At 71.6% G+C, this 18,028-nt stretch carries 17 protein-coding genes; 7 read left to right on the top strand and 10 right to left on the bottom strand.

The genetic code is table 11. The annotated features are described in order from the left end of the window. Nucleotides 1-37 precede the first annotated feature (37 nt). Complete coding sequence (locus EVS81_RS04430; RefSeq protein WP_130109309.1) at nucleotides 38-661, top strand: MBL fold metallo-hydrolase; 624 nt, start codon at nucleotides 38-40, stop codon at nucleotides 659-661. On the opposite strand, the gene EVS81_RS04425 is transcribed toward EVS81_RS04430, so the two are convergent. Next, nucleotides 654-1,307, bottom strand: coding sequence for a response regulator (locus tag EVS81_RS04425; RefSeq protein WP_130109308.1), 654 nt, complete (start codon nucleotides 1,305-1,307; stop codon nucleotides 654-656). The genes EVS81_RS04430 and EVS81_RS04425 overlap by 8 nt on opposite strands. Before the next feature lie 258 nt (nucleotides 1,308-1,565). On the opposite strand from EVS81_RS04425, the gene EVS81_RS04420 reads away from it, so the two are divergent. Further along, nucleotides 1,566-2,717, top strand: a complete 1,152-nt coding sequence (locus tag EVS81_RS04420; RefSeq protein WP_130109307.1) for a sensor histidine kinase — start codon at nucleotides 1,566-1,568, stop codon at nucleotides 2,715-2,717. A 505-nt stretch (nucleotides 2,718-3,222) separates the two neighbouring features. Beyond that, nucleotides 3,223-3,489: a hypothetical protein gene (locus EVS81_RS04415; protein WP_130109306.1), complete on the top strand. Its 267-nt coding sequence runs from the start codon at nucleotides 3,223-3,225 to the stop codon at nucleotides 3,487-3,489. Nucleotides 3,490-3,658: 169 nt separating this feature from the next. On the opposite strand, the gene EVS81_RS04410 is transcribed toward EVS81_RS04415, so the two are convergent. Beyond that, the gene (locus EVS81_RS04410) at nucleotides 3,659-4,558 is read right to left on the bottom strand and encodes a TIGR01777 family oxidoreductase (protein ID WP_130109305.1); all 900 of its coding nucleotides are present in this window, start codon (nucleotides 4,556-4,558) and stop codon (nucleotides 3,659-3,661) included. Nucleotides 4,559-4,592: 34 nt separating this feature from the next. Further along, the gene (locus tag EVS81_RS04405; RefSeq protein WP_130109304.1) at nucleotides 4,593-5,186 is read right to left on the bottom strand and encodes a pyrimidine dimer DNA glycosylase/endonuclease V; all 594 of its coding nucleotides are present in this window, start codon (nucleotides 5,184-5,186) and stop codon (nucleotides 4,593-4,595) included. Nucleotides 5,187-5,672: 486 nt separating this feature from the next. Here EVS81_RS04405 and EVS81_RS04400 point away from each other — a divergent pair, with 486 nt between their 5' ends. From EVS81_RS04400 to EVS81_RS04390, 3 genes are all read left to right on the top strand, one after another. Next, complete coding sequence (locus tag EVS81_RS04400; protein WP_130109303.1) at nucleotides 5,673-7,208, top strand: protein adenylyltransferase SelO; 1,536 nt, start codon at nucleotides 5,673-5,675, stop codon at nucleotides 7,206-7,208. 153 nt (nucleotides 7,209-7,361) lie between these two features. Further along, the gene (locus tag EVS81_RS04395) at nucleotides 7,362-8,006 is read left to right on the top strand and encodes an SDR family oxidoreductase (RefSeq protein ID WP_130109302.1); all 645 of its coding nucleotides are present in this window, start codon (nucleotides 7,362-7,364) and stop codon (nucleotides 8,004-8,006) included. Continuing rightward, nucleotides 8,003-8,791: an SDR family oxidoreductase gene (locus EVS81_RS04390; protein WP_130109301.1), complete on the top strand. Its 789-nt coding sequence runs from the start codon at nucleotides 8,003-8,005 to the stop codon at nucleotides 8,789-8,791. The genes EVS81_RS04395 and EVS81_RS04390 overlap by 4 nt, the downstream gene beginning before the upstream one ends. A gap of 21 nt (nucleotides 8,792-8,812) precedes the next feature. Here the strand turns inward: EVS81_RS04390 and EVS81_RS04385 are convergent, their stop codons facing one another. Continuing rightward, nucleotides 8,813-9,361: a type 1 glutamine amidotransferase domain-containing protein gene (locus EVS81_RS04385; protein WP_130109300.1), complete on the bottom strand. Its 549-nt coding sequence runs from the start codon at nucleotides 9,359-9,361 to the stop codon at nucleotides 8,813-8,815. 216 nt (nucleotides 9,362-9,577) lie between these two features. Here EVS81_RS04385 and EVS81_RS04380 point away from each other — a divergent pair, with 216 nt between their 5' ends. Continuing rightward, complete coding sequence (locus tag EVS81_RS04380) at nucleotides 9,578-10,375, top strand: HNH endonuclease family protein (protein ID WP_130109299.1); 798 nt, start codon at nucleotides 9,578-9,580, stop codon at nucleotides 10,373-10,375. On the opposite strand, the gene EVS81_RS04375 is transcribed toward EVS81_RS04380, so the two are convergent. The 6 genes from EVS81_RS04375 to EVS81_RS04350 all read right to left on the bottom strand — a co-directional run bounded on the left by EVS81_RS04375 (nucleotide 10,303) and on the right by EVS81_RS04350 (nucleotide 17,903). After that, nucleotides 10,303-10,641 carry a GNAT family N-acetyltransferase gene (locus tag EVS81_RS04375; RefSeq protein WP_130109298.1) on the bottom strand — a complete coding sequence of 113 codons (339 nt, stop codon included), beginning with the start codon at nucleotides 10,639-10,641 and terminating at the stop codon, nucleotides 10,303-10,305. The genes EVS81_RS04380 and EVS81_RS04375 overlap by 73 nt on opposite strands. Before the next feature lie 74 nt (nucleotides 10,642-10,715). Beyond that, on the bottom strand, nucleotides 10,716-11,843 hold the full coding sequence (locus EVS81_RS04370) for a pirin family protein (protein WP_130109297.1): 1,128 nt from the start codon (nucleotides 11,841-11,843) through the stop codon (nucleotides 10,716-10,718). Between the two features lie 207 nt (nucleotides 11,844-12,050). After that, on the bottom strand, nucleotides 12,051-13,043 hold the full coding sequence (locus tag EVS81_RS04365; RefSeq protein ID WP_130109296.1) for a C-terminal binding protein: 993 nt from the start codon (nucleotides 13,041-13,043) through the stop codon (nucleotides 12,051-12,053). A gap of 4 nt (nucleotides 13,044-13,047) precedes the next feature. Next, nucleotides 13,048-14,670, bottom strand: a complete 1,623-nt coding sequence (locus EVS81_RS04360) for a thiamine pyrophosphate-binding protein (protein ID WP_130109295.1) — start codon at nucleotides 14,668-14,670, stop codon at nucleotides 13,048-13,050. Nucleotides 14,671-14,762: 92 nt separating this feature from the next. Beyond that, complete coding sequence (locus EVS81_RS04355) at nucleotides 14,763-16,130, bottom strand: MFS transporter (protein WP_165384183.1); 1,368 nt, start codon at nucleotides 16,128-16,130, stop codon at nucleotides 14,763-14,765. Nucleotides 16,131-16,232: 102 nt separating this feature from the next. Continuing rightward, nucleotides 16,233-17,903: an amidohydrolase gene (locus tag EVS81_RS04350; protein ID WP_130109294.1), complete on the bottom strand. Its 1,671-nt coding sequence runs from the start codon at nucleotides 17,901-17,903 to the stop codon at nucleotides 16,233-16,235. Nucleotides 17,904-18,028: the final 125 nt, after the last annotated feature.

Genomic DNA, 18,028 nt, shown 5'->3' with positions numbered 1-18,028 from the left:
ACACTCGGCGAAAGGTCCTCCCCTGACCACCATCACGATGCTCGGGCACTCCTCGGTCGCGGTCGCGCACGAGGGGCGGACGCTCGTGATCGATCCCGGAATACTGAGCGACCACGGGCCGCTGGCGGCGGCCGAGGCCGTGCTCGTCTCGCACGGGCACCCGGACCATCTCGAGGCCGAGGCGTTGGCCGGTATCGACGCCGAGGTCTGGGCGCCCGAGGACGTCGCTCCGATGCTTCGCGACTCGGGAATCGACCAGGCGCGCATCCATGTCGTCGGGCCGGGAGCAGCATTCCGCGCTGCGGGGATCGACGTGCGGGTGTTCGGCGGCGAGCACGCCGAGGTGCACCCCGAGCTGCCTCGGGCGCGCAACAACGCCCACCTGATCGCGGGGCGCATTCTGCACACGGGCGATGCGCTCCCCGAGGTCGAGGCTCCCGAGGAGGTGCGCGCGCTGCTGCTCCCGATCGCCGCCCCCTGGCTGCGGCTGGCCGACGCGATCGCCTACGCGCGCGGCTTCGGCTCAGCGGTGGCGCATCCGATGCACGACGGTGTGCTCAGCGAGGCGGGGCAGCACATCTTCGACGGCGTGCTGAACGCGACTCTGGGGCCGCAGAGGTACCGCCGGCTCGCTCCGGGAGTGCCCGAACCGGTCAGCTGAAGGTCACGAGCCCGGCGCGTGCCGCCGCGACGAGCACCTGCACCCGGTCCCGCACGTGCCACTTCGACATGATGCTGCCGAGGTGCGACTTGACGGTTCCCTCGGAGACGTGCAGCGATTCAGCGATCTCGGCATTCGACATGCCGCGGGCGAGACGCTCCAGCACCTCGTGCTCGCGCTCGCTGAGCCCGGCGAGCGCGTCGCTCGATGCCGTGGGGTGCGCTTCGCGCACGTGCTGCACGAGCATTGCCGCGATCCGCGGCGACAGCGAGCTCGTTCCCTGACGAGCCTGTCGCAGCGCCGCGACGATCTCATCTGCGCTCGAATCCTTGAGCATGTAGCCCGAGGCCCCCGCGCTCAGCATCGGGATCACCGTCTCCCGACCGTCGAGAGTGGTGACGGCGAGGACGCAGGTGTCCGGCCAGCGAGCGGTGATCGCTCCCGTCGCTTCGATGCCGCCCATGACGGGCATCTGCACATCCATCATGACGATGTCCGGCTGGTGCCGCTCGACCGCGTCGATGGCCTCGACACCGTTCTCGGCCTCCGCAACCACGGTGATCTCCGGAGCCCGCGACACGAAGTGGGCGAGCGCTACCCGCACCAACGGGTCGTCGTCGGTGATGAGCACCCGGATCGCGTCCATGGAACCGATCCTACTGCGGCAGAGCTCGCCGACCGCTCGACGCCCGGTCCGGTCGCTACGGTTCGATCCATCATCCTGGACCTTTAGCCAGGGATGTCTGGCCCTTCGTGGGATGTGCGTAAATGCATGGCCCGAAAGGATGGTGCTCAGGTAAGACGTTTAGCTAGAAACGGAGGTGCGATCGTGACATTCTGGAGTCAGCTCGCCAAGCTCTTCGGCATTCGCTAATATACCCGCGAAATGGGGGATACTGGAAGCATGTCGAGGCGCGCGGAAGCGAAAGATGAGACTCGCCGCTTCCATCTCGGACGTGCCGAACGGTTGAACCGCGCGGAGCGGATCGCGCTGCTGATCGTCGTCGCGGGCAGTGTCGCGCTCGACCTTCTCGGGCTCATCTCCGCGCCCGACGCAGATCCGGTGCTGAGCGCGATCAGCATCGCCACCACGCTCGCCTTCGCCCTGTACCTCCGCTCGCCCCTCATGGCAACCTCGGCCCTCGGCCTCGCCGTCGCGCTGGCGTTCGTGATCGGCGATCCTACGGCAGGCCTCATGGCCGGTGCTATCGCGGCCGGTCTCGTGCTGCGGTTGGCGACCACACCGCTGGTCATCGGCTACGCCGGAGGATTCCTGCTCTGCAACGCCCTCTACGTTTTCAGATACGGCGACGGCGAGGCTGCACCCACCAATGTCGCGCTGTTCCTCATCCTCGCCACGGTCGCGGGCGCCGTCGGGCTCGCGCTGCGCCTGGCCTACACCCGTGGACGGCGGCTCGAGCACCAGCTCGCGGAGCGCGCCGAACTCGAGCGCCAGGCCGTGCTGGCCGAGCGGCGTTGGATCGCGGGGGAGCTGCACGACAGCATCGCCCATCATCTGACCGTCGTCGCCATGCACGTGCAGCTCCTCGACGATGACGACGCGCGACCGGGGTCGCAGGAGGCCATTCGGGTCGCCGCCCGGAAGGCGCTGAGCGACCTCAGATTCGTCATCGAACTCGCCGAGGAGGCGCCGCGGGGCACCACTGTGCCCTCCGGAGATCTCGCCGCGGCGATCGAAGAGGCCCGAGAGGAGTTCGAGGCGACGGGTCACCCGGTGGTGTGCGACGGTGATCCGAGCGACGAGGGGATCCCCCGCGGGGCCGATCTCATCCTCGCCAGGGTCGTGCGCGAATCCGCGACGAACATCCTCAAGTACGCGGGGCCGGGTGACGTGCGGTTCGTGCTGGAACTCGATCCCGAGTCGATCTCGCTGCGGATCCTGAGCCCGCTGCCGACCGCGCCGCGCCGAGACCTCCCGTCGACCGGAACGGGCCTCAACCGCATGGCCGAGCGGGTACTCGGAGTCAGCGGCGAGTTCAGTGCCGGCCCCAGCGGGGCGGCGTGGCTCGTCTCGGCCCGGCTGCCGGTGGCGTGACGGGCGGAGCGCGACTGGCGGAGCGCGTGTGCGGAGGAGCGCGTGTGCAGAGGAGCGCGTGTGCGGAGGCACCGGGTGCGAACTGGACGGGAGTCCATCGATTTCCTAGACCTTCGGGGGTCTTCATGAGCGGTGGACCGGGGTACCTTGAGGAGTGGGCCGTCTCCGCCCAACACACACGGACCGGGAACCCCGCCAGGTTCATATCCGGCCGAAGCCTCGCAACGGACTGTGTTCTGGGGGATGGGGGATGCGCCGCAGATCTGAATGCGGTGCTCACACAGTCCGTTGCGGCACCCGAAGCGACCACCATCGATGCGCTGCTCATCGTGAGTGGTCTCACGAATCCCTCATGCGGGGTGGCTCGTCGCCGACACACTGCGCACCTCGCGCGTGAGCACGGATTCGCGCGGCCCGCAACCCGTTGACGGTGCGGTCTCGATTGCGAAACGGTGGACGGGTCTCGGCGATCGGCCGGGAAACGCAGCTGCGGAAAGGGAGACCGATGAGCGCATCGCACGGCACGCCGAGGGATTCGAACCCGAAGGACCGATTGCAGGTATCCGTCCCGTCGGGGTCGGAACAGGGAGAAGACGGGGCTCAGGGCGAGCGAGAAGAGACGTCGGCCGAGCGCCCGGACTCTGGCACGCGCGAGCAGGACATCGCCGAGACGCCCGGCTCGGACGCGGTGCCTCACGAGCACGCGGACGCTCTGGCCGATGAGTGGGGCGAGGAATCGTTTCCCGTCAGCGATCCGCCCGCGCACTACTGAGGCGGAGGTCGGCCGGGCCCGGCGGGCCGCAGCTCCGTCCGGTGCCCGGTATGCGCAACTCGTCTGAATTCCCGGGTGAATCGGGAGAATCGCGCATACCAAGCGAGTGACACGAGCCGCCGATCCGCGCAGCGGGGTCGCGGAAGGCCGCGGCGCGAGCGGGCTGCGCCTACTCGGCGAGCGCCGAGGCGATGGCCTGCCGGGGCGTGCGGTGCACGAACTCGAAGCCCGACCGTTCGAGCACTCCGGGCCGCACCCGGGCGTCCGCCAGCAGCAGCGCATCGGCCGCGTCCCTGCCGAGACCGAGGCGCAGCGCAGGCGCAGGCGCGGGGAGCAGGAAGGGGCGGCGCATCTGGTGTGCAAGCTCCCGGCCGATGTCGGCGGCCGATGCGACTGCGGGACCCGCGAGATTCACGGGTCCGGCTATCTCCGAGTCGATGAGATGCCTGATGGCCCGAATCTCGTCGTCGAGCGAGATCCACGGCCAGATCTGCGTGCCCCGGCCGAGCGGCCCGCCCAGACCGAGTCCGGTGAGGGCGATCAGGGGCTTCAGCACGGCGCGCCGGTGCAGGAGCGGGGCCGTGCGCAGGTGCACGATCCGGCACCCGGGACCCGCGCCCGCTGCTGCCTGCTCCCACTCCTCGCAGAGGCCGGCGAGGAACGTGCGTCCCGGACCGCTCCGCTCGTCGAGATCCTCGCCCGGGCGGTCGCCGTAGTAGCCCACGGCCGAGGCGCAGAGGAACGCAGGGGCGTCGGTACCGAGTTCGTGCAGCGCGGCGGCGATCGCGCGGGTCGGCACGAGCCGCGACTCGCGCAGCTCGGCGCGGTAGCCGCGGGTCCAGGGGAGCCGGCCGATACTCGCTCCGTTGAGGCAGACCACGGCATCTGCGCCCGCCAGCACCACCGGGTCGAGCGGGCGGGATCCGGTGAGCCACTCCACCTCGTGTGCTGTGCGCGGACGCCGCCGCACGAGGTGCACGACATCGAATCCGTCGGACTGCAGGGACCACGTGAGCGCCCCGCCGATCAGGCCGGATGCTCCGGCGATCACCACTCGTCTGCTGCTCATCGTGCTGCCTCCTGGGTCTCGGGATCGCCGCCGCCTACGGCCGCTCCCACGATTCGATGTCTCCCGGGACGACCCGGAAGAGCGGATGCGCCGTCGGGGTCTCCGCCTCCCAGCGGACCGCCTGCTCCGGACTCCGCTCCCGCAGCTTGCGTCCCAGGTGCGCCCACTCGAAGTCGAGCTGCCCGCGGGTCACCGGGATGGTTGCCGCAGCGCTCGGGTGCGATGCTCCTCGTCCCGACACGGGTGCCGCCCCGGCGCCATCTCCTGATGCGTGCGCTGATTCCCCGGGGTCGGCGACCCTGGCGCGAGTCACCGCGCCCTGCGCTGCGCCTGCGGGCGTGCCCGCCGCCGGGCTGTCGTCTGCGACGGCCGCCGTGCCCGGCGCTCGCAGGATGCGCGAGGCGTCGAACCGGTAACCGCGCGCCCGCGCCTCGTTGGCCACCGCGCTCAGGTAGGCGCCGACCGCGTCGAGCGGCTCGGGCTGCGCGCGGAACCGATCGAGCTGGGGGTGGTTGCGGTAGCCCTTCGTGCGCCCGGCGAGTACGGCTTGCGCGAGCAGCGTCTCGCGCCAGCAGGCCACCAGTCCCATCCGGTCGAGGTGCGATGGGTGCAGCGACCAGATCCTCATGCGCGGTCCTTCTCGTTCGGCGGGGAGCTCGGCAGCCGGTCTGCGGCAGAGCGGTGTGCGGCGTCGCGGGACCCGGCGCTGTCGCCGGAGCGGTACCCGATCCGGCGTTCGGTGCCCGCTCCCGGGAGCGGGCGGCCCGTCGGCAGCGGGCGGCCGTCGAGGCCCATCGGCCCCCCCGATCGTCCTGCCCAGTGTATCTCGACCGGGCGGGAGACCGGGGCCGGCGAGCGGGGTGCCGCGAGCGGGCTGCCGAGCTGCGCTTCGCGCAGGGCGCCGAGCAGGGCGCCGAGCAGGGCGCCGAGACCGATCCCGTTGTGCGAGACCGAGCCGTTCAGCGGCGCTGGTCGAGTCGGATTCGAACAAACGGCTCAGGTTCGGGCTCGGGACGGCCGGGTTCGGGGCCGGGCACGGCCGGGCTCGGCTCCGGCCGGCCCCGGCCGCCGCGAAGCTGAACGCCCGCTGAGGCGCGCGGCGTACCCTCGGGGCATGACCTCCCGTGGACTCCAGACCGGTGCGCAGCTCGGCGACGCATTCGCGCGCGCCGTGCCCGAGCTGGCCGTGCCCTGGCGTGCGGTGCGCCCCGAGGCGCCCGAGCTCCTCGCGCTGAACGAGCCGCTGGCGCGCGAGCTCGGCCTGGATCCCCTGTGGCTGCGCGACGCGGCAGGGGTGCGCTTCCTGCTGGGGAACGAGCTGCCGGAGGGGGCGGCGCCCGTCGCCCAGGCGTACGCGGGACACCAGTTCGGCGCCTATGCGCCTCGCCTCGGGGACGGGCGGGCGCTCCTGCTCGGCGAGCTCGTCGACGCCGGCGGACGGCGGCGCGATCTGCACCTGAAGGGATCGGGGCGCACACCCTTCGCCCGCGGGGCCGACGGTTTCGCTGCGGTGGGACCCATGCTGCGCGAGTACCTGATGGGCGAGGCGATGCACGCTCTCGGGATCCCCACCACTCGTGCGCTCGCCGTCGTGGCGACGGGGCAGCGCGTGCTGCGCGACGACGCCCTCGACGCCCTGCCCGGCGCCGTGCTCGTGCGCACGGCGAGCAGCCATCTGCGCGTCGGCAGCTTCCAGTTCGCGCGATCGCTCGGCGAGATCGACGTGCTGCGCCGCCTCGCGGATCACGCCATCGAGCGGCACTTCCCGGAGCTCGCCCAGAGCGAGTCGCCGTACCTCGGGCTGCTCGAGGCGGTGATCGCCGCGCAGGCTCGCCTCGTCGCCGCGTGGATGCTCGTCGGCTTCGTGCACGGCGTCATCAATACCGACAACACGACGATCTCGGGCGAGACCATCGACTACGGTCCGTGCGCGTTCGTGGACGCCTACGATCCGGCCGCGGTCTTCAGCTCGATCGATCATCGCGGACGATACGCGTACGGCAACCAGCCCGGCGTCGTGCTCTGGAATCTGACTCGCTTCGCGGAGTCCCTGCTGCCGCTGCTGGCGAGCCGCGGGCCCGGGGAGCCGGGAGCCGGGGAGTCGGGATCCGGGCCCGTCGATCCGGAGCCTGCGAAGCAGCTCGCCCTCGGGGCGCTCGATCGTTTCGCGGAGATCTACAGCGCCGCGTGGAGCGACGGCATGCGGGCGAAGCTCGGGATCGCGGGGACCGCCGACGCGCGCCGGCCGGTCGGCGACGAGACGCTGGCGCGGGTGACCTCGGGGCTGCTCCAGGAGCTGCACGACCACGGGATCGACTACACCTCCGCCTTCCGCGCGCTCGGCGCGGCGGCGAGGGGCGACGAGGCGCCCTACCGCGCCCTGGTGGGCGGCGAGCCCGGCGCCTGGTTCGCCGAGTGGCGGACGCTGGATCCCGATGCCTCGGCCATGGACGCCGCGAACCCCCGCTACATCCCGCGCAATCACCTCGTCGACGAGGCGCTCGAAGCCGCGACGGCCGGGGACCTCGGGCCGTTCGCACGCATGCTCGACGCGGTGACCCGCCCGTTCGAGGCACGCCCCGGCTTCGAACGCTACGAGCAGCCGGCCCCGCCCGGATCCAGCCGGCACGTCACCTTCTGCGGCACCTAGGTCTGGGGCGACCGGGCGGCCGGCGGAGAACCCGGCTGATTCACGGGAATCGCCCGAGATATCCGCCTCTCGGAGGGCCCTGCACCGCGGCCGCATCGAGCACGCACGGCCGCACCCCGCGACGTCCGCGCGTCGCGCGCGTAGGGTGGGGGTATGGCACGCATCATCATCTTCGGTGGACACGGCAAGATCGCACTGCTCGCGGAGGCGCTGCTCGCGGAACGCGGCGACGAGGTGACGGCGGTGATCCGCAACCCGGATCATGAGGCGGACGTGCGGGCGGCCGGCGCGCGCCCGCTCGTCGCCGACGTCGAGCGGCTCGACACGACGGGGATCGCGGACCTCGTCCGAGGGCACGATGCCGTCGTGTGGTCGGCGGGCGCCGGCGGCGGCGATCCCGCCCGCACGATGGCCGTCGACCGCGACGCGGCGATCCGATCGATGGACGCATCGCTTCTCGCGGGAGTCTCGCGCTACGTGATGGTGTCGTACTTCGGCTCGTCTCCCGAGCACGGAGTGGATCCGCAGCAGCCCTTCTTCTCCTACGCCGAGGCGAAGGCGGCGGCCGACGAGCATCTGCGCGCGACCCGTCTCGACTGGACGGTGCTCGGCCCGAGCACGCTGACCTCCGACCCGCCGACCGGGCGCGTCGACACCGGGGCCGCGGCGTCGAGCCGGGTCTCCCGCGGCAATGTGGCGCGGGTGATCGTCGCGGCCCTCGCCGACGACGGCACGATCCACCGCACCATCCGCTTCAACGACGGCGAGCAGCCCATCGCGCAGGCACTGGCCTCGTGAACCGCGCGGCGATCGTCACCGGGGCGGCCCGGGGCCTCGGCAGGGCCATCGCGCTCGAACTGGCGCGCCGCGGCGAGCGGGTGGCCCTCTTCGACCTCGACCTCGCGGGCGCGGAGGAGACCGCGCGGCTCGTGCGCGACGCCGGGGGAGCCGGACGAAGCGACGGGGCGGCCGGGGAAGCCGAACGGATGGCAGCGGCCTTCTCAGTCGACGTGAGCGACGAGACGAGCGTGCGCGCCGGTGTCGCCGCCGCGGCCGCGCGGCTCGGACCGCCGCTGATCCTCGTCAACAACGCGGGGGTGCTGCGCGACGACCTGCTGTTCAAGATGAGCGAGCAGAGCTGGGACACGATCATGGACGTGCATCTCAAGGGCGCCTTCCTCATGACGCGCGAGGTGCAGTCGCACATGGTCGAGAGCGGCTGGGGGAGGATCGTCAACCTCTCGAGCACCTCGGCGCTCGGCAATGCCGGTCAGGCGAACTACGCCACCGCGAAGGCTGGGATCCAGGGCTTCACGAAGACTCTTGCCCTCGAACTGGGCCGGTTCGGGATCACGGCGAACGCCGTCGCCCCCGGGTTCACCGTCACCGACATGACCCGATCGGTGGCCGAGCGACTGGGGATCGGGTTCGACGAGCTCGTCGCGCGCGAGGCCGCGGCGACGGCGGTGCGACGGGTCGGCGCGCCCGAGGACATCGCGAACGCGGTCGCGTTCTTCGCGTCCGAGGCGAGCGGATTCGTCTCGGGACAGGTGCTGTACGTCGCCGGAGGACCGCGCGGCTGAGCGGTCCCTCGGCGGCCCGGTTCAGACCGTCTGCCCCGAGTGCTTCCCCTCGGCGATCTCCTCGACGAGCTTCGCGTTGAACGCCGGGAGATCGTCGGGCGTGCGGCTCGTCACGAGCCCCTGATCCACCACCACCTCTTCATCGACCCAGGTCGCGCCGGCATTCTTCAGATCGGTGCGCAGGCTCGGGTAGGAGGTCACGGTGCGCCCGCGCAGCACGTCGGCGTCGGTGAGGATCCAGCCGCCGTGGCAGATCGCCGCGACCGGTTTGTGCTGCTCGAAGAAGCCGCGGGTGAAGTCCACCGCGTGCTGATCGAGCCGGATGTGGTCGCCGTTCACGACGCCGCCGGGGAGCACGAGTGCGTCGTAGTCCTCGGCGCGCACCGCGGAGCTGGCGCGCGCGACGTGCGCCTCGTGCCCGTTCTTGCCGCGGATGGTGCCGGTGTTGGTCGAGACGATCTCGATCTCGGCGCCGTGCTCGCGGAGCGCCGCAAGGGGCTCGGTCAGCTCCGAGTCCTCGAACCCGTTGGTCGCGAGGATCGCCACGCGCTTGCCTGTCAGATGGGTCATCTTGCTCTCCTGCCTGTCTGGTCGGTCGTTGCGAAACAGCCGGTCGTTTCGAACATGTCCAGCCAAGCGCGCTCGGAAGGGTTGCGTCACCCCGTTGCACGAACACGGGGGAGCCGCTACGCGGTCCGAGGTGCATGCAGCCGTGGGGGCCCCGGCCGGCGGTCCAGCCGCAAGTCGCTCCGTCGATGTCGGTGGGGGCCGATACCGTAGAACGCGATGAACACACAGGCGAGCAAGGCGCGAAGGAGGCTCGGTGCCGCGCTCGGCACGGCGCTGCTGGTGACGGTGATCTGGGCGGTCGCCGCGATCGGTCTGGAGTCCGCTCCCGGTTCAGCACCCGAATCCGGTCGTGCGGGAGGCGCTGAGCCGCACGAGGGCGTCGAAGCCGGCACCGCGGCCGCGTTGCTCGAAGAGCTGCCCGTGAAGGGGCGCGCGCCGCGCACCGGGTACGATCGCGAGCAGTTCGGCGCGGGCTGGAAGGATCCGGACCGCAACGGTTGCGATGCGCGCAACGACACCCTGCAGCGGGATCTCGACGGGGCCGTGCTCGACGGGCCGTGCACGGTGCTCTCCGGTGTGCTGTCCGACCCGTACACCGGCGCGCGCATCGAGTTCGTGCGCGGGCCGTCCAGCTCGCAGGCGGTGCAGATCGACCACGTCGTCGCGCTCTCGGATGCGTGGCAGAAGGGCGCGCAGACGCTCTCGGACGAGCGTCGCGTGGACTTCGCCAACGACCCGCTCAACCTCCTCGCGGTCGATGGGCCCACCAACAGCCGGAAGGGCGACGCCGATGCCGCCAGCTGGTTGCCACCGCAGCGGGGCGTTCGCTGCGCCTACGTGGCGCGCCAGGTCTCGGTGAAGGCGGCCTACGGGCTTTGGATCACCGGCCCCGAGCGGGAGGCGATGCGGCGTGTGCTCGCGGGATGCCCCGAACAGCCGGCTTATGCGCCCGACGGCTCGCCCATCGGGCTCTCGCCGTCCGGCCACTCCACCGCGGCGACGAACTCCGGGTGACGCCGCAGCCACGCGGCGACGAACGGGCAATGGGGCACGATCGTGTGCCCGAGTTCCCGCGTGTGCTCCAGCGCCCGCGAGACGAGCGTGCTGCCGAGGCCGCGGCCCTCGAACGCGGGGTCGATCTCGGTGTGGACGAAGTCGTACGTCGAGCCGTTGTCGAGCCGCCGGTACCGGGCGAATCCGGCGACTGCGCCGTCGACCTCGATCACGAAGCGATGGGCGTCGGCGTCCTCGCGAACCGTCACGTTCTCCTGGTCGTTCATGGGGGCCTCCTCCGAGTCGGGTGCGGTGATGGGCGCTGGGCCGGCGCGGCCGCGGCGCCGGGAGCCCCACTCTCTCATTGCTTCCGGGGAAGCAGCCGTGCGACGGGCAACGCGGGAGCAGAAAGCGGCGGTTCCGGTTCGTCGCGGGGGAGGTCGAAGCGGTCCGGGTCGGGCGGCGGCGCGTCGCCGCCGGGGCGCGCGGCCGGCGCGGGCGCCCGGCTCGGGCCGCCCGCCACGCCCCGCTCCGCGGGTTCCGGCACTCCGATGGCCGCGAGTCGCGCCTGCCAGTCGATCCGCGCCTGCGCGATCTCGTCGTGGTCCCGGCCGATGAAGTTCCACCACATCACGATCCGCTCGCCGAGCGGCTCGCCGCCGAGCAGCAGCAGGCGCGCGCCTTCGGCCCCGGCGGTGAGGCGCAGCCGCGCGATCCCCGCGGGCAGGAACGCCAGGCGATCCTTCTCGACGGTGCGGCCCGCGCCCGCGACCGTCCCGCCCGGCGACTCGACGGCGACGGTGCCGAGATCGACGAGCACGCCGTGCTCGAAGACGGTGTCGAGCCCCAGGTCGAGCACGGCGCCTGGATCGAGCCCGATCTCGGCACCGAGCAGCGGCGTGTGCGTGCGAATGGGTGAGCGGTCGCCGAGCAGCGATCCCAGGAATACCTGTGCGCGCCACCCGGAGCCCTTCAGCTCCGGTGGGCCGTAGTGCTCGAACCCCGCGGCGATGCCGCGCCGGCGCTCCGGCAGCGCGATCCACAGCTGTGCGCCGTGCAGCGTCGTCGTGGCCGGTGTCGAGCGCTCCGAGTGGCTGATGCCCCGACCCGCGGTCATGAGGTTCAGCTCGCCGGGCCGCACGATCGCGTGGAAGCCTGCGCTGTCGCGGTGCTCGATCTCGCCCGAGAACAGCCAGCTCACCGTCTGCAGGCCGATATGCGGATGCGCCGCCACGTCCATGCCGCCGGTGGTCGCGACGTCGTCGGGGCCGTAGTGGTCGAGGAAGCACCAGGCGCCGATGAGCGAGCGTTCGCGCTGAGGCAGCGTGCGGCGCACGCCCATGGCGCGCAATCCGCCGAGCGGCACCTCGCGAGGCTCGAGGATTTCGAGTGCGCGATCGGGTGTGAGAGCGGCGGCGGGGCCGGGCCCGGGACCGGGGCCGGGGGAGACGCAAACGGTCTCCTCGGGGGCGCGTTCGGGGTTGCTCATCGGTGCCTCCTCGCCTGCGGACGCCCGCCCCTCACGGGAGCGTCATCCCAGTCTCGCACGCCCGGGCGGACGCCTGCCGTCGTGCGCCCGGAAGTGGGAGTCCCGATGTGCCGCTTCGCCCGAGGAGAAGCGGCACATCGGGACTCCCGTTCGCGGCGCGGCGCGGCGCGGCGCCGCGCCGCACCGCAGCGCACACGGTGTTGCGCGCTACGCCGGGCGGTTGACCGGCGAGTCGGGCGCGCCCGACTCGACGAGCGAGACCGCGTTCTGCGCCTGGATGCGCACGTACTCGATCTCCGTGCGACCCGAGAAGTAGGCGATATGCGGCGTGAGCACCACGTCGTCCCGTCCGAGCAGGGGATGCTCCGGCGACGGGGGCTCCTGGTCGAGCACGTCGAGCGCCGCGCCCGAGAGCTGCCCGGCGTCGAGGGCCGCGGCGAGCGCCTCGGCGTCGATCAGCCCGCCGCGCGAGACGTTCACGAGCACCGAGCCGCGGGGCATCTCGGCCAGGAACGCGGCGTCGATCATGCCCGAGGTCTCCGGGGTGAGCGGCAGGTGCAGCGAGAGCACGTCGGCACTTCGGCGCACGTCCTCGAGGCTCGTGCGGGTGATCCCGAGCGCATCGAGTTCGGCGCGCACCTCGGGAGTATCCGGCAGCAGAGGATCGTAGCCCACGATCGAACCGAACAGGGGCCCGGCGACTCGGGCCAGCTCGCGCCCGATCTTGCCGAGGCCGACGATGCCGAGTGCGGTCTCGCTCAGCCGCGGCGGCGCGACCGGGGCCCGGTCGTTCCAGTGCGCGGGGGTGGCCGATCCGGTGTAGAACGCCAGCTGGCGCACGCTGCTGAGCAGGATCGCGAGCGCGTGCGTCGCCACCTCCTCGGTCGCGGCGCCCGGCACGTTGGTCACCCAGATCCCGCGCTCGCTCGCCGCCGCGACGTCGACGTAGTCGAAGCCCATCGACATGAGCGACACGAGCCGCAGATGCGGCAGTGCCTCGATGATCTCGCGGGTCACGGACGCGTACCCGGGGAGCAGCACGACGGCGTCGCGCGCACCGGCGATGATCTCGTCGGCGTCGCGAGTGCCGAGCACCCGCACCTCGAACCCGTGCTCCTCCAGGAGGCGGATCCCGATCGCGGGGTCGGTGTCGTCGACGTCGGTGTAGACCGCGAGCGGTCGTGGGGCGGCGGCGTTCACGCGGTCACGCTCCTTCCGCGAGCGCGAAGCCCGCCTGGTCGATGTGGATGAGCTGCAGGCCGCCGTCGCGGACGGCGGTCTCGACGGCCGCGGACAGTTCGCCGGGGGTGGCGGCGCGATGCCCGGTGCCGCCGAACGCCGCGGCGACCGCGACCCAGTCGGGCTGCGCCAGGTCGACGCCGATCGGGGCGATCCCGGCGTCGGCCTCGTTCTGCTTGATCTCGGCGTAGCCGCCGTTGTCGACCACGATCACGGTGACGTCCTCGCGCTGCTCGACCACGGTGATGAACTCGTTCATCGAGAACATGAGCGCACCGTCGCCGATCACCACGAAGGAGGGGCGCTCGGGGCGGGCGATGCGCGACCCGAGGGCGGCCGGCAGGCCGTACCCGAGGGTGGCGTACGTGGTCATGTAGGGCGTGGAATTCGGCTCGGAGACGCGCAGCACGTTGAGCAGCCCCCAGTACGCGATCTGGGACGAATCGGTCGACACGATCGCGTTCTCGGGCAGCGCCGCGGCGATGACCTCCGCGAGTGCGGTGTTCTCGGGGGAGAGCTCGGCGCACTCGGCGCGCGCAGCGGCGAGCGTCCGCGCCACCCCGGGAGCGCCGTCGCGCGGCGCGCCCTCGCCCAGCTCGTTCAGGATGGCGCTCAGCGCCGTCGTCGCGTCGCTCACGATGCCGATCGTCGCCGGCTGGTTCTTGTCGATCTGGGAGGCGAGCACATCGATGCGGATCACCGTGCCCCGTGCCTCCAGACGCTCCACCCAGAGTTCGGCCTCGCCCAGCTTCGAGCCGACGACGAGCAGCACATCGGCGTCGCGGGCGCGGTTGCGGGCGGCGGCGAGGCGCAGATTCGCGCCGAGGGCGAGCGGGTGGTGCTCGTCGAGCACGCCCTTCGCGTTGCCGGTGGTCACGACCGGCGCACCGAGCCGCTCGGCGAGGGCTCGAAGCTCCGCGGCCGCGCCGCGGGATCCGCCGCCCGCGAGGATCACGGGATCCTCGGCGGCGGCGAGCAGCGCGGCCGCTTCGACGACGGCCGCGGGATCCGGCTTCGCAGACCGTGAGAACTCGCGCGCCTCGAGGGCGGTGGCCGAGATCTCGGTAGTCTCCTCCAGCAGATCGAGGGGGACCTCGATGTAGACGGGTCGCGGCCGCGTCGTCGCGAAGAGCTCGAACGCGTCGTGGACGGCCTCGACGGCCTCCTCTGCGGTCTGCACGCGGCGGCCCCACTCCACGATGGCCGAGGCGGCGCCCAGCTGGTCCTTCGTCTCGTGCAGGGTGCCCACATCGGCGAACTCCGCGCCACGGGCCGGGCCGGGGGAGAGGATGATCATCGGGCGCGACTCGCAGTACGCGGTGCCCGCCGCCGAGAGCGCGTTCAGCAGGCCGGGGCCGCTCGTCGTGATGACCACGCCGGGCTTGCCCGACTGCAGCGACCAGCCGTCGGCCGCGTACCCGGCGCCCTGCTCGTGGCGCGAAGTGATGGCGCGGATGCCGAGCGCGCCGAGCGGACGGTAGAACTCGAGGTTGTGCGTGCCGGGGATCCCGAACACGGTATCGATACCGTAGCGGTGCAGGGCCTCGATCATCACCCAGCCGATGGTGCGCTTGTGGACGGTTTCCATGATTCCTCTCGGAGTGATTCAGCGGTGCGGCACCGCGGGGTCGGACCCGGGCCCGCGCGTGCGGTCGTGCCCGCGCGGGCCCGGAGCGGGGACTACTTCCCGGGGTTGTCGATCGCCGTGGTGTCGAGCCGAGGCGTGAACGAGCCGGTCACCGGCGCCGCGTCGGAGTGCTGCGGTGCGAAGCGCACGCCGATCCAGGCCACGACGGTGAGCAGGCCGAAGAACGCGACCACCGACCAGAAGTTGCCGTCGGTGACGACGAGCAGCAGGGAGGCGATGGCGGGGGAGAGGCCGCCCCAGACCGCTGCTCCGATGCCGTAGGAGAGCGACATCGACGTGTACCGGGACTGCGGGCGGAACATCTGCGCCATGAGGGTGGAGAGCGGTGCCCAGGCGCCGCTCAGCGTGACGCGGATGAGGATCACGAAGACCCAGATGAGGGCGACGTTCTTCGCCTGGATCGAGAGGACCAGCGGGATGATCACGAGGAACGACGGGATGATCCCGAGATACATGACCATCTTCGGCCCGATCTTGTCGCCGAGCGCCGCGATCGGCAGGGTCACGAGCATCTCGACGAGCGAGGCGATGGTCAGCGCGCCCAGGATGATGGTCGGATCGAGGCCGATCTCGGGGGAATCCGCGTAGTTCTGCACGAAGGTCGTCGCGATGACGTAGCCGCCCGAGGACATTGCGATGATGCAGAAACCGAGCAGGATGGGGCCCCAGTTGTTCTTGAGCGCGAACAGGAGCGGGGTGGACTGCTCGTGGCCCTCGACCTTCTCGGCGAAAACGGGGGTCTCCTCGACGCGGTAGCGCACCCAGAAGCCCACGCCGATCAGCACGATGCTGAACAGGAAGGGCACGCGCCATCCCCAGCTCAGCAGGGCATCCTGCCCGAGCGCGGAGAGCGCCCAGAAGGCGCCGGTGGCCATCAGCGCGCCGAGCGGGTTGCCGACCTGGGTGAAGCCGCCGTAGAAGGTCTTCCACTTCTGCGGGGCGCTCTCGACGGCCATGAGGCTCGCGCCGCCCCACTCGCCGCCGACCGCGAGGCCCTGCGCCATGCGGCACAGGATCAGCAGGATCGGACCCCAGATGCCGATGGTCGCGTATCCCGGCAGCACGCCGACGAGCGTCGTGGCGACGCCCATCAGCACGAGCGTGATGGTGAGCGCGGGCTTGCGGCCGAGCTTGTCGCCGACGTGCCCGAAGATGATGCCGCCGAGCGGGCGCATGAAGAACGCGACCGCGTAGGTGCCGAACGAGGCGAGCGTGGCGAGTGCGGGATCGAGATCCTCGGGGAAGAAGACGTGCGGGAAGATGATGGCCGCGGCAGTGGCGTAGACGTAGAAGTCGTACCACTCGATGGAGGTGCCGACGAGGGCGGCCATGCCGCCCTTCAGCGCTCGCCGGTGCGAGTTCGCGCGCGGCGCGGTGCCGCTCGGTGCGGGGGTGGACATGCAAAGCTCCTTTGCTCGGTGACTGGTGGGGGTGTCTGCGGGCGCTGCCGGGGATCGAGAGGATCGGCCCCCGGCAGCGCGGCGGATGGGGGTGCGGGAGGGTCAGCGCGCGTAGACGCGCTCGCCGCCGACCCAGGTCGAGACGACGTCGATGCCGGAGAGGCCGCTCGTCGGGGTGGTGTAGGGGTCGCGATCCAGCACCGCGAAGTCGGCGCGCTTCCCGGTCTCGATGCTGCCCAGCTCGTCCTCTCGCCCGAGCGCGCGGGCCGCCGAGATGGTGTGGGCGCGCAGGGCGGTGTCGACCGACACGGCGAGATCGTCGGATCCGAGCTGGGTGCCGCGTCGGGTGATGCGCGAGACGGCGGCCTGGACGGCCTCCATCGGGCGCGGATCGGCGACCGGCGCGTCCGAGGAGATCGTGACCGGCACGCCGGCCCGCTCGAATTCGCCGAGCGGGTTGAAGCGCTCGCCGGGGGTGCCGACGGCCTGCTCGACGCCCTCGCCCCAGTTGTAGTGGTGCTGCGGCTGGTTGACCGGGTAGATGCCCGCGGCGGCCATGCGCGCGATCTGCTCGGGGGTGGGCAGGCCGCAGTGCTCGATGCGATGCCGGGCGTCGGCGTCGGGGCGGTCGGCGAGGGCCGCCTCGATCGCGCCGATCACCATCTCCAGGGCGGTGGGCGACTGGGAGTGCGTGGCGGTCTGCAGGCCGACGCTGTGGGCCCTGCGGATCAGCTCGGCGTAGTCGCGGGGCTCGTGGTAGAGCTGCCCGGTGCGGCAGGGATCCCCGACGTAGCCGTCGGGGAAGTAGGCCGTCCAGCCGCCGAGGGTGCCGTCGGAGTAGAACTTGATGCCCGCGAAGCTCAGGTGCTCGTTGCCGAACTGACCGTGCAGCCCCATCTCGATGGCCTCGTCGAGCAGGTGTGAGAGCAGATACATGCTCACACGCACCTTGAGGTCGCCGGATTCTGCGAGGCGGAGGTACATGTCGAACTCTCGGCGGCTGACCTGGGCGTCGCCGATCGTGGTGACACCTCCCGCGAGGAAGTTCTCCTGCGCCGCGGCGAGTTGCCGCTTGTGCTCCTCCGGCTCATCGGCGAGGTGGAAGTTCGGGCCGTGGTGCCCGATCTTCACCCCCTCGAGCCCGGTGAGCACGTTGCAGGCCGCGTCGGAGAGCTCGCCAGTGAGCTCTCCCTGATCGTCGCGGAAGAACTCGCCGCCCTTCGGGTTGGGCGTGTCTCTCGTGACCCCGTGCAGTTCGAAGGTGTAGGAGTTGACGACGCCGCCGTGACCCGAGGCGTTCATCAGGTAGACCTCGCGGTCGGTCGCGACCTGATCGAGCTCGAAGCGGGTGGGGTGGCGCTGCTCGGCGAGGTTGCGCTGCTCGTAGCCGTACCCGCGAATGGGGCGGCCCGCGGGCAGGGACGAGGCCGCGTCGCGCAGCAGCTCGATGATCTCGGGGATCGAGCCGGCCCGCTCGGGGCCGCAGTCGACCCAGCTCATCATCTGACCGAGCATGAGGGGGTGCGCGTGGGCGTCGATGAACCCGGGGAGCACGACGGAGTCCCCGAGATCCAGGATCTCGGGGGCGAGGGCGCTCACCTCGGCGGCGGCGGCGAGGCACGCGTCGATCGTGCCGACGTGCCGGATCCGGTCGCCGATCACGAGGAACGCCTCGGGGGCGCTCCCCGACGCGTCGAGGGCATGGATCTGGGCGGCGGTGATGATCTTCGGCGCGGTCGGGGTGGGCGCCTGGGTGAACGCGAGCTTGCGCACGGGGGAACTCCTTCGTCTCGAATCGATACGAGGGTACGCCGACATTTCCCGCGGCGCGAAGCAGAATGTGCGTAGGATTCGATCCAAACGCGGATATGTCGGCGTGAGCGGGCAGATATGGCCCC

The sequence above is a fragment of the Leucobacter triazinivorans genome (assembly GCF_004208635.1).
GTDB classification, from domain to species: domain Bacteria; phylum Actinomycetota; class Actinomycetes; order Actinomycetales; family Microbacteriaceae; genus Leucobacter; species Leucobacter triazinivorans.
Note: the sequence above shows the minus strand (reverse complement) of the source record. Positions and strands in the feature narration are given on the sequence as shown.